Raw genomic sequence first — 12,202 nt, 5'->3', positions numbered from 1 at the left:
ATTTTCTATAGTTAAGACATATCGCTGAGCTATCAATAATTTACCTTATTGTTCTTAAAACCATGACCATCAAAGGCAAGTATATGCGACTTTCGTCTGATAGCCTATCTTCTTACTTGATTCCCAATTTGGCGGACAATAGCGTGGTGTGCTTGATGGCACCAACCGCGAGTGGTAAGACCGCTTTGGCTTATGAGCTTTATGATAGCGGTCGTTATGAGCTGATTTCGGTAGATTCAGCATTGGTGTATCGTGACATGACGGTCGGTACAGCAAAGCCAAATGCTGCTGAGCTGGCACGATACCCCCATTATTTGGTCGATATCATTGATCCTATGCAAAGCTATAGTGTCGCTGAGTTTGTCAATGATATAGCAAGACTGATTGATAGCTGTCATCAGAATGGCAAAATACCCTTGTTGGTCGGCGGTACGATGATGTATTACATGGCATTACTCGACGGACTCTCACCAGTGCCTGATAGTGATGACAGTGTTCGCGCGCGCGTTGAGCAGTGGCGCCAAGATGAGGGTATCAGTGCGCTATATGATTATCTTGGTAAAGTTGATGCTATCAGCCATGAGCGTCTTAATGCAACTGATACCCAGCGTATTACCCGTGCTGTTGAAGTATATTTGCAAACTGATATTCCTATTAGTGACTGGCAGCGTCAGCCCAAGCAAGCATTGGCTCATAATCCCAATCAGCAGTGGCATGCTTTGGCGGTTATGCCAGACCGTCCATGGTTGCATACGCGTATTGAGCAGCGATTAGATATCATGTGGCGTGAAGGATTGGTAGCAGAGGTTATCAGTTTGCTTGAGCACTATCCTCTGATCCCAAGCTTACCTTCGATGCGCTGTGTTGGTTATCGACAAGTATTACAGTATCTGGTACAGATTAATCACCCTGTATTTGAACAGCCCCATTTGGATAAAGCGCAGTTTTATGATGCTTTTGCTCAATTGGAACCATCAAGTAACGAAAGTAAAGAGCAAGATACTACGATTCAAAGTAGCATAACTCAGACGCATCTACCAATGGCAACTGACCAAACCGAAGCGCTTGCTTGTCAGCAAATGCAAAATAAGGCATTATATGCTACAAGGCAGTTAGCAAAGCGCCAATACACGTGGCTGCGAAAAGTGATGCAATTATCTAATACGGCAGCAGTGCCTACAACAGAATCAATGACAGCGTCGTCGACAACCATTGTTGGCTCTGATGATGTAACAGATCTTCAAAAAAATAAGTTAATATTGCACTCATTTAGCACTATGGAGCAGGCAAGAGCGTATTTGGTTTAATGAGTGATATCAGTCGTTTGCCTATATCTAGATTTGTCAGACCATTAGTGTTCTGTAATATTAATGGTCGAGCTGTAGTAATAAAAACACAGCATGACCGTATAACATCATACAAAGATACGAAAGTAATGACAATTAGTTTCAAAGTATAATGTATATAACTGTTATAATTTGATTATATGAAAGTGTTAACTGTTGCAAACGTTAACTGTTTTTTAGTGATTATTCATCAACATTTGGTGATAGAGGTGACCCATGCAACACTTGGTTACTTAATCTATGAAAATAATGACATATTCACGATAAAGTAGAATGACTTAACAAGCTTTAGCACTTATTTAGATACGTTTTATAAATAAAACTTATTATTGTATCTACCCTTAGCCATTATAATTGCAGTAACCCTTAGAATAATTGGCGCTAACAATAATTATATAATATTTAGGAGAGATTTCATGTCAAAAGGACAAACTTTACAAGATCCGTTCTTGAACTCACTACGCAAAGATCGCATTCCTGTTTCTATTTTTTTAGTGAACGGTATTAAGCTGCAAGGTCAAATAGAATCATTCGATCAGTATGTGGTTTTGCTGAAAAATACCGTCAGTCAGATGGTATATAAGCATGCTATCTCAACAGTCGTCCCAGCACGTAATCCTCGTAGCAGCACAACGCCAAGCGCGACTACTCAAAGTCAAGGCGCAGCACCAATGGGCTATCCAAGTCAAAGTGGCGGCGTGAGCGGTGGTTTTGAGCGCGGCAGTAGCGCAAATCCAGCTACTGGCGGCGGCTTTGAAGAACGTGGTTTTGCCAATCGTAGTGGCTTTAATCGTGGTGGCTTTAGTCAAGGCCAAGAGCGCGGCTTTGAGCGCGGTAGCTTTGGTCAAGGTCAAGATCGCGGTTTTGAGCGTGGTGGTTTTGGTCAAGATCGTGGTTTTGAAGCGCCGTCAGAGAATGTGGGTTATGACAACAAACCTAATGACGAGTCTGATGATAGCAACTCTTAGACCCTCCTACTAAGACATGAGATATCATATTGAGACCTACTATTATAGTGGGTTTTTTTGTATTGATACTCTTATAAGTAATAACATTTTAATGCACCCACGATAGCCTTATGGCTGTATTCCTACAGCATCATATTAATATTGACCATAATTATTAATATGGTTCATAGTATTATAAAATGTATAGTAAAATGATTCATCAAATTATAAGAATATAGCCAAAAATATAGAGTCATTGAAAACAAAAAAATTAATAAAATATAGAGCCACTGTATGAATAGTCCTGAACGCAATCTAACCCATGAGCAATTTATTAGTACCGCTATTGATGCCATCAATACTGAAAAGGCGGCACTAGCATTACTGACCGAGCAAATAGATGATAGATTCGCTCAGGCTTGTGACATCATTTTGGCATGTCAAGGTCGTGTGGTTGTGACAGGGATGGGTAAGTCGGGATTGATTGGTCGTAAGATAGCGGCGACATTTGCGTCCACTGGTACGCCATCGTTCTTTATGCATCCTGGTGAAGCAGGGCATGGTGACCTCGGAATGTTGGTCAAAGGGGATGTGTTGCTTGCCATCTCTAACTCTGGCGAGTCAGATGAGATAAAAATGCTCTTGCCTGTGGTCAAGCACTTAGATATTCCGCTGATTAGTATCAGTCGAGATAAACGAGGTATGCTGCCACATGCTGCGGATATTATCTTGACTCTTGGTAAGTCGCAAGAAGCTTGCCCGCTCAATCTGGCTCCTACCTCAAGTACCACAGCAACTCTAGCACTCGGTGACGCATTGGCAGTTGCCTTAGTGCATGCCCGCAATTTTACCTCAGAAGATTTTGCGTTATCACATCCTGCAGGTGCATTGGGTCGTCAATTACTGACCCGCGTAGAAGATTTGATGCATACTAAGACAGAGGAATTGCCACTCATTAATCAGCAGGCACCGTTACAAGAAGCACTATTTATCATGTCAGCTGGGCGATTGGGCATGACGGTGGTCACAGATGCTGAGAAAAAAGTAGTGGGTATATTTACCGATGGTGATTTAAGGCGAGGATTGGAAAAAGGCATTGATTTGCAGACCCCGATGCGTGAGCTGATGGTGAGTAGCCCTCGTCGTATCAGTAAATCCATGCGAGCATCAGATGCGCTTAGCGTGATGAATGAGAATGCTATCAGTCAATTGCTTATTATCGATGATGACCAGCGCCTAGAAGCAATTATTACGGTACATGATTTACTACAAGCTGGTGTAAAATAAACGTTATATTAGAATATCTATTAATAAAAGAGATGACTGATGCAAGACTTAATCAAGAAAGCCGGACAAGTGAAGTTATTGGTCATGGACGTTGATGGTATTTTATCAAATGGTCAAATTATCTATGATGCCAATGGTGTTGAGACCAAAGCGTTTTCTGTCTATGATGGTGTAGGCATCAAGTCATTAGCCCGTTATGGTATTTTGACTGCGATTATTACCGGTCGTAGCAGTTCTATGGTCGATAAACGCGCCACTGAAATTGGTGTAGATTATATTGTCCAAGGACGTGATGATAAGTTAGTAGCATTAAACGAGCTGCTTGCAAGCCTTGATCCGGCACTTAATATCACGGCTGCTGATTGCGCTTATATGGGTGATGATTTGCCAGATATCAAAGCCATGCAAACAGTAGGATTTGCTGCTACTGTGCCAAATGCCCAAGCAGAGGTTATCAATCGCAGTGATATGGTAACCACGCGAGCCGGCGGTACAGGCGCCGTACGTGAAGTATGTGATCTCATTTTAAAGGGTCATGGACATTACCAAGACTTTATCGCGCACTATACGCTTGATGAAGTAAAAAATCAGGATGACTTATCGTGAATACTCGTGTTTTAATAGTCATTACCTTGATCATCGCTGGTCTTGCTGGTTGGTTTTTTAAGCAGCAAGGGGAAATCACGCCGCCAGTCAATATTGAAACCTCTGATGTCGATTATGAAGCAACAGATATTAAAGCGGTACAAACCAATGAGCAAGGTGAGACCGAATATGAGCTGAGCGCTGAGTCATTGACGCACAATCCGGTGACCAATAAAGATGAGATGAAAGGCATTACCATGAACTGGGAGCCTTCGGATGAGCAGCGTTATCGTATTGAAGCGGGTACAGCGGCTATCAGTCAGCAGACGGGCGAGCTGAGCTTATCGGGCGGTTTCTCTTTAATCAGTGAGGGTAAGACGGCCAATGCCAATGTTGAACCTATTAAAGTCACTGGTGCCACATTGAAAGGCAATACCAAGTCAGGTCAAGTGTATAGTAATGAGCCAGTTAAGGTTGAACAAGGTATGAACCGTTTTGAGGCATCGAGTATGAAAGCCAATCTTGAAACGGGCGACTATGAATTTGGTCAAGTGGCTGTCTCTTTTACGCCCGCTGATCGTCAAGACAAAGCCCTGTTTTAATTAGCATATTATTCAGTGAAGCATCTAGCAGGAAGTTTGCAAACTCTACTACCCATTATAAAACGAGTAATTTTCATGAAATCTAATTCTTTGCCTACTTTACGCTTGCTATCGACACGCTCTATTCAAGTGTCGCATAGATTGCGTGCACTGCCAGTGGTTATGCTGTTGGCGCTGCCACTATACAGCCATGCTCTGCCATCAGATGCCAATCAGCCTATTAAATTATTGGCAGACAAAGCCACTTATAGTGAGCGTAGCGGTATCACAAGTTATTCTGGTACAGTAGTTATTACTCAAGGTACGTTTAAGATGACCGCTGATAATATCACGGTCAATTTATCACAAGGTCGGAGTATCAATTCTGCAGTAGCAACAGGGCGTCCAGCGACGATGCAGCAAGTTGTGACGCAAGAAAAAGGTCTGGCAAAAGGTCAGGCAAATAAGATTGACTATAATGCTGTGACGGGTATCGTGACGCTAACGGGCAATGCAAAATTGGTACAAAATGGTGCAAGCTTCGCAGGTAATGTCATTCGTTATAGCCTAAAAGCTGGTGATGTGGAAGCGACTGCTGGCGGCAATCAGCGCGTCGAATTGGTATTCCCGCCTAACAATAGTACCAGCCAGAGTGGTATACGTTAGGCTATATGACGACTTAAGTCATAACACCTGCGATAAATATAAACAAACGACTAAACATTTCAGTGGTTGCTATCCATTTAAATGCGACCACCTTATGAGTAAGTTATGAATGATAATAAAAATAATGCCAGTTTAGTAGAAAACCAAACCATAACAGCGCATGCTGCTGTTGAGCCGGTCGCTCGTTTGTCGATGCAAAACTTGGGTAAACGCTATGGTAAGCGCTGGGTCGTCAAAGATGTCTCATTCTCTGTTGAGCAAGGGCAAGTCGTTGGATTGTTAGGTCCAAATGGAGCCGGTAAAACGACCAGCTTTTATATGGTAGTCGGACTGGTCAATATGGATAAAGGCCGTGTCACCTTGGGAAATATGGACTTATCTAAATATGCTATGCATGAGCGTGCGCGTGCCGGTATTGGTTATTTACCGCAAGAAGCCTCTATTTTTCGTAAGCTATCCATTGAAGACAATATTTTAGCCATTTTACAAACTCGTAAAGATTTGAATGGTAACCAGCAGCGTCAAGAGCTTGAAAAGCTCATTAATGATTTTCACTTAGAACATGTACGAAAATCTCTAGGCATGAGCGTATCAGGCGGTGAGCGTCGTCGTTGTGAGATTGCTCGCGCTCTAGCAGCTGACCCCAAGTTTATCTTATTAGATGAGCCTTTTGCCGGTGTAGATCCTATCTCTGTCGGTGATATCAAAGATGTCATTTTAGCGCTCAAACGACGTGGTATCGGTGTGTTAATCACTGATCACAATGTTCGTGAGACCTTAGCGATTTGTGAAAAAGCCTATATTGTTTCAGAAGGCGCTATCATTGCTGAGGGTACCTCAGAAGAAGTTCTGGAAAATGAGCTGGTGAAATCTGTGTATCTTGGTAAAGACTTTCAGGTATAGACTAATTGATTGATTACTGAATTATGCTGACATAAGATTTGTTACTTTGCATTCTTAGTCAGCCATCTCTATATTGTGCCGTTCGCAAAAATCCTTCTATAAAACATTGCTTCTTACAGCAACTGCTTGTTTATCTTAATATTTATACTTTAGTTCTTATCTTCAAAAATACGCTTATAAGCGTCATTCCCTTTCATATACTCTCTCTTTTAAACTTGAACACCTGCATAAGGCTTCTATATTATGGCAAAAAATAAAACCAGTTATGTCTGTCAAGCTTGCGGTGCTCATTTTGGCAAGTGGGCAGGGCAATGCAGTGATTGTGGCGAATGGAATACCTTGACTGAAGCGCCTAACGTCAGTATGCCACATCATAATAAAAACGTAGCAAAGCCCAATGCTGGTCGCGCCATACCTCGTAATGCAAGTGGTGCTGGTACACCGGCGGGCAATTATGCAGGAACGCATAGTGCTGTGATGCCGCTCAATGCGGTGAGCGTAGGTTTAGATACTAGGTTGCCGACTGGTATTAGTGAATTTGATCGTGTGTTGGGCGGTGGATTGGTTGCAGGTTCTGTGGTACTGATTGGCGGTGATCCCGGTATCGGAAAATCGACCATTCTACTGCAAACTGCGACCAATATGGCAAAAGCGGATTCACTGGCAGGAAGCGCTTTGTATGTGACTGGTGAGGAATCATTGGCACAGGTTGCTATGCGGGCAAAGCGCTTGGATTTGCCTGCGGACAGACTTCGTGTGCTCGCTGAAACCAATGTCGAGACTATTTGTGCCGCCTTGACTCAAGAGCAGCCAGCGATTGCTATTATTGATTCCATTCAGACTATTTATACTGATGCGATTAACTCTGCACCAGGCGGGGTCAGTCAAATTCGAGAGTCAGCGGCGATTTTGACGCGTTATGCTAAGCAAACGGGTACGGCACTTTTTTTGGTAGGACATGTCACTAAAGAAGGCACGCTTGCTGGTCCACGCGTTCTTGAGCATATGGTTGATACGGTATTGTACTTTGAGGGTCAATCTGATTCGCGTTTTCGTATGATTCGTGCCGTTAAAAACCGTTTTGGCGCGGTTAATGAGCTAGGTATTTTTGGCATGACGGATATGGGACTAAAAGAGGTTGCCAATCCATCAGCGATATTTTTGAGTCGCTATGACAAGCCCGTGGCGGGTTCTGTGGTTATGGTTAGCCGAGAAGGCACAAGACCGCTATTGGTAGAGGTACAAGCCTTAGTTGATGACTCGCAAGGCTCACCAAGACGTATGGCATTAGGATTAGACTTTCAGCGCTTGTCTATGCTGTTAGCAGTGATGCATCGCCATGGCGGTATCCATACTAGCGGGCAAGATGTGTATGTCAATGTCGTTGGCGGTGTCAAAGTCATAGAAACAGGGTCAGACTTGGCAGTATTATTAGCCTGTGCATCTAGCATTAGAGAAAAAGCCTTGCCATCGTCATTGGCGGTTTTTGGTGAAGTGGGGTTATCAGGAGAAATTCGTCCTGTACCCAATGGACAAGAGCGTTTAAAGGAAGCCATGAAGCATGGTTTTAAACATGCTATTATTCCTAAAGCTAATGCGCCTGCCAAAGATGCGCCGCAGTTTAAAGGTATTAATGTGATCGCAGTTGAACGTCTTGATGATGCCATTGCCAGTGCATTTGAACTATAGTTTTCTGTATTTTGTTAAGTTAATATTTAGAAAAATAAACACTGTAAATTTAAGACATAAAAAGCGCCTAACTATCAATTAGTTAGGCGCTTTTATTTAAATCTAAAAATATTTGTACAAAACCGTTAAAGGCTTAAACCGCGAATGGTCTAAAACGTTAATGGTTTAAGAAGAAGGTCCTGAAACACGTTCAATAGCGACGTTGCCGACACCTTTAGCAGTAATACCAAGTTTTTTGGCAGCACCATAAGATAAATCCATCACACGATTACCATGGAACGGACCACGATCATTTACTTTAACGATGACGCTTTTACCATTGGTTTTGTTGGTCACTCTAACATAGCAGTTTAATGGCAATGAGCGATGTGCCGCCGTTAAACCATTCATATCAAAAGTTTCGCCACTGGCGGTTTTGCGACCATGAAACTGGCGACCATACCAAGAAGCTAAACCGGTTTGCTTGAATTTACTGACAGAGTTAGAGGCAACAGCTGTTAAACGCTCTAACACATCTTCATCATTACTGACTTGGGCAGTATCACTGGCTAACAGTGAGCTGCTAAGCGCTAATGAAGCAGGTTGGCGTGCAGACTTGACTAAGCTTGATGCGCCGTCATGTTGACGACTAAGTTCACCAAGTACACGGTCGATATGGGAGGCGTTATCTTGCGAGATCATAGCAAGGGAGGTTCTTGATTCTACAGCATTTGCATTAGAAGCGATTGCAGAGCCAGCAAATAGTACCGCTGACATTGTAAGTAAACCAGATAAACGCTTATTCATAAATACCTCTATGACTTATACCTTAGAACCTAACTCTAAAAACATCTTAGATTGAGCGAGATAATGTTAGACCAATCTAACAATACCGCAAACTCCAAAACCGATATCAATCTATCTTCTTTATAATGACTGATTTTATCGTTCGGCTTTTATAAGTTCTAACGTATGGTAATTTTTAATTCATGATCATAACTGGATTGATGATTGTAAATAATCCACTTATGACACGCTCAAATGATAGTTAACAATCTTAATTAAAATATTCATCAACAACTAAAATCAGATACTAATATTCGATAAACAGCCTTTTTAACATTGCTAAGTTAATAAAGGGTTTCGAGAGTTTTACGTATGAGTTTGTTATTAAACCGTTAATTAAGTAGTGACTTTGAAAGTCTAAAATCTACAAGTTGCTAACTATACGGATGAGCTACAACGACAATATAATTAAATGCTAACTTTCTTAGTAGGTCTGTACGGGTTATGTATAAATGACACTAAGACGAGATTAACGCAAATAATTGTAAAAGACAAGGAATAAAACAGACTGGTATTCAATCCTAAATACTGAATATTAGGTATAATTTGCAAGGATGGTATTTGAAAATATTATTAATTAAATCATAATCTTATGATAGAATAAGGCGTAATAAAATTATAGTTTTTATAATACTTCATATATAATTGATTACAAATAAAATGGGCAAAAATGAACTTATTTACTAAGATTTTTGCACATTCTATCTTTACGTATAGTTACTTAGTAACTAGATTTTAAGTCAAATTTGTGCGGTTATTTGTTAATCGATTCAATTTTTAAACATGCTATGTTATGTTTTCTTTATGTATTCAGCCATCTATGTATCATCGCCATTTTCACTATTTTAGATACTGACATAAGCTATTGAATATTTAATTTCTGAAAAATTCATTGCACCTTGATAGGGCTTATAAAGGGTATAAAAAAGAGACCGTATTATTAAAATATTGTCTCTTTAGGTATAGAAATGGAGATACTTAGTCTGACTTGTGCGTATGAATGGACATCAGTAAACCAAAACCTGCCATTAAAGTAACAATGGCAGTACCACCATAACTGATAAAAGGCAGAGGTACACCAACGACAGGTAAAATACCGCCGACCATACCAACATTGACAAAAACATACACAAAAAACGACATCGCAATCGCGCCTGCTAATAGTCGGCTATAAGTATCAGGATGAGAAAAGGCAATATATAAGGCGCGGGTCAATAAGCATGCATAAATAAACATCAATAGTATGACACCAAGCAAGCCAAACTCTTCAGAGAAAGCCGCGATAATAAAGTCGGTATGACCTTCTGGTAAGAAATGTAAATGCGACTGTGTACCCTCTAAATAGCCTTTACCCGTTAGACCGCCGGAGCCGATAGCAGTTTTGGACTGAATGATATTCCAGCCAGCACCTTGCACATCTGCCTCAGGATTGAATAGTGTGAGTACACGGGTACGCTGATAGTCGTGTAACAAAAAATTCCAAGCAAAGGCAACAAGCGGGATCGACAAAGCAACCGCACCAGCTATCAGTTGCCACGATAGCCCTGCCAAAAACAGCACAAAGATACCGCTAGCAGCGACTAATAATGAAGTGCCAAGATCTGGCTCTTTAGCGATTAATAAGACTGGCACCACAATTAACGCCAAGGTAATGCCAATACTGGGTAGTGAAGGGGGCAGATCACGCTTAGACAAAAACCACGCACACATCATAGGCATGCCAAGCTTCATAAACTCTGAGGGCTGCACACTACCAAATCCTGGTAGATTAATCCAGCGCTGCGCCCCCATACGTACTTCACCGATAATATCAACCAACACCAGTAGTATCAGACCTAATACATAAAAGATGGGCGTAAAAGTACGATAAAGGCTCGGTGGTATCTGCGCCATGATAAACATAACGGTAAAAGCGACACCATAGCTGACCATTTGTCGTAGCACCATACTCGTATCTTGAGCGGCTGCACTATATAAAATCGTTAGCCCAATACAACAAACGGTCAATAATAAAAGGGTCAACCAAGGGTCAATATGACTACGTTGCCAAAAGGTCGGTGTCTGACCTTGACCGAAATGGTGGCTCTGTCGGGAAAAACGATATTGCGGGTTAGAAGACATAGGCAAAGTGTGACTGGCAGTTGGCGTGGAAGAAGGGCTATATTTAGCAGAAGACTTAAGAAAATCGATAATTATAGGGCATTTAACCGATTAGATGATAAAAAAAGTAACTTGTCGGTAATAAAGTAACGTCAATATAAAAATAATGAGGATAAGTGTTAATAACGAATAAGTCGCTGTCAATTGGTGACGATAGTTTAGCTTGCTTGCTTAAAATTTGATAGTATCGATAAAACGTTTTTAGCGGTGTTTGTTGCAATGATCGAAATAACAAAACAAGTTTACAGGCAAATCCACAAGCCTATTATTGCACTCTGTATTTGTGCCAGTATTATGAGTGCCCATGCCGCTATTATTAGTGATAATAGCGAGCGCCGTATCCAAGTACGTCAGGGTAGCAGCGTGAACAACAGCAACGCTAATACCTATATCACGCCATCTGCACAAAGAGCGCCTTATAATGCAGGTGTCACTATCTTAAGTGGGTCAGGCGGCGATAGTATGCAAGGACTCATTCAGCAAAAGCAGCGTGAGTTTGAATTTGATGCCAGCTTATCCATAGAAGAGAACAAACGTGTCATTACCAATAGAAGTACGCCGCGCTATAACACCACCTATAGCACAGGTAATAACAATTACAATGATTTTATCAGCATGGATTTTAATACTTGGCTCAACAGTAATAGCTATCGCGCAAGCCAAGTAGCAAACTATCAACGCTATTTAAGCGCGCGTGTCGGCGCTCGAAACGTACCGCCTTTGTCACAGCTGCTGACCACCGCTCGCAGTTGGGACAAATGTGGCTATGAGCCGTATCAACTGCCTCCTCAGGAGCTGTGGTCAAACATTGTACCGACATTGCAGCTATATAGTCAGCTGAAAAGCCAAGGGATTCTGCCAGCAAACAGTGAGATACGCTCGGTATATCGTAGTCCCGGATTAAATGACTGCGCGGGCGGCGCGAGTAGTAGTAAGCATATGACAGCTGGCGCGATTGATATTTGGGTGCCAGATTATGAAAGTAGTCCATGGCAGCTGAGCCGAATGCAAGACAGCTTATGTGAGTTTTGGCAATATCAGGGTCAGTCGCACAATTTTGGTCTAGGATTATATTCCACTGGTGCTATACATTTAGATACCGATGGTTATCGTAAATGGGGCTTTAATCATGCCAGTAGCAGCTCTGCCTGCCGCTACTGACGATAATTCTAAGATAGAAAAAAAGCTCAGCCCGTATATATAATGGGCTGAG

Annotated in this window: 10 protein-coding genes and 1 pseudogene; 9 read left to right on the top strand and 2 right to left on the bottom strand. The window is 41.8% G+C overall.

All coding sequences use genetic code 11. The features are described 5' to 3' along the window. The first annotated feature begins 83 nt into the window (after positions 1-83). From miaA to radA, 8 genes are all read left to right on the top strand, one after another. Positions 84-1,307, top strand: coding sequence for a tRNA (adenosine(37)-N6)-dimethylallyltransferase MiaA (gene miaA, locus VLA57_RS00705; protein ID WP_333954033.1), 1,224 nt, complete (start codon positions 84-86; stop codon positions 1,305-1,307). A 455-nt stretch (positions 1,308-1,762) separates the two neighbouring features. Beyond that, the gene (gene hfq / locus VLA57_RS00700; RefSeq protein WP_020443643.1) at positions 1,763-2,314 is read left to right on the top strand and encodes an RNA chaperone Hfq; all 552 of its coding nucleotides are present in this window, start codon (positions 1,763-1,765) and stop codon (positions 2,312-2,314) included. Positions 2,315-2,587: 273 nt separating this feature from the next. Then, positions 2,588-3,580 (top strand): KpsF/GutQ family sugar-phosphate isomerase, encoded by a 993-nt coding sequence (locus VLA57_RS00695; RefSeq protein WP_133104578.1) that lies wholly within the window; start codon positions 2,588-2,590, stop codon positions 3,578-3,580. 39 nt (positions 3,581-3,619) lie between these two features. Next, complete coding sequence (locus VLA57_RS00690) at positions 3,620-4,186, top strand: KdsC family phosphatase (RefSeq protein WP_149409482.1); 567 nt, start codon at positions 3,620-3,622, stop codon at positions 4,184-4,186. After that, positions 4,183-4,767 (top strand): LPS export ABC transporter periplasmic protein LptC, encoded by a 585-nt coding sequence (gene lptC / locus VLA57_RS00685; protein WP_333954032.1) that lies wholly within the window; start codon positions 4,183-4,185, stop codon positions 4,765-4,767. Before VLA57_RS00690 ends, lptC begins: the two co-directional genes overlap by 4 nt. A 75-nt stretch (positions 4,768-4,842) precedes the next feature. Beyond that, a complete protein-coding gene (gene lptA, locus VLA57_RS00680) occupies positions 4,843-5,412 on the top strand; it encodes a lipopolysaccharide transport periplasmic protein LptA (RefSeq protein ID WP_011513820.1) in 570 nt (189 codons plus the stop codon). Positions 5,413-5,604: 192 nt separating this feature from the next. After that, positions 5,605-6,315 (top strand): LPS export ABC transporter ATP-binding protein, encoded by a 711-nt coding sequence (lptB, locus tag VLA57_RS00675; protein ID WP_333954461.1) that lies wholly within the window; start codon positions 5,605-5,607, stop codon positions 6,313-6,315. A 243-nt stretch (positions 6,316-6,558) separates the two neighbouring features. Next, positions 6,559-8,004 carry a DNA repair protein RadA gene (radA, locus tag VLA57_RS00670; RefSeq protein WP_133104583.1) on the top strand — a complete coding sequence of 482 codons (1,446 nt, stop codon included), beginning with the start codon at positions 6,559-6,561 and terminating at the stop codon, positions 8,002-8,004. A gap of 165 nt (positions 8,005-8,169) precedes the next feature. Here the strand turns inward: radA and VLA57_RS12545 are convergent. Together VLA57_RS12545 and rodA are read right to left on the bottom strand one after the other, a co-directional pair. Then, positions 8,170-8,517, bottom strand: a pseudogene (locus VLA57_RS12545) (septal ring lytic transglycosylase RlpA family protein); the annotation flags it as partial. A 1,290-nt stretch (positions 8,518-9,807) separates the two neighbouring features. Beyond that, positions 9,808-10,950: a rod shape-determining protein RodA gene (gene rodA, locus VLA57_RS00660; protein WP_011513816.1), complete on the bottom strand. Its 1,143-nt coding sequence runs from the start codon at positions 10,948-10,950 to the stop codon at positions 9,808-9,810. A gap of 333 nt (positions 10,951-11,283) precedes the next feature. Here rodA and VLA57_RS00655 point away from each other — a divergent pair, with 333 nt between their 5' ends. Beyond that, entirely contained in the window at positions 11,284-12,150 is an 867-nt protein-coding gene (locus tag VLA57_RS00655; RefSeq protein ID WP_440824612.1) for a D-Ala-D-Ala carboxypeptidase family metallohydrolase, read from the top strand. Positions 12,151-12,202 lie beyond the last annotated feature (52 nt).

The sequence above is a fragment of the Psychrobacter sp. S4(2024) genome (genome assembly GCF_036861305.1).
Lineage (GTDB): Bacteria > Pseudomonadota > Gammaproteobacteria > Pseudomonadales > Moraxellaceae > Psychrobacter > Psychrobacter cryohalolentis.
Note: the sequence above shows the minus strand (reverse complement) of the source record. Positions and strands in the feature narration are given on the sequence as shown.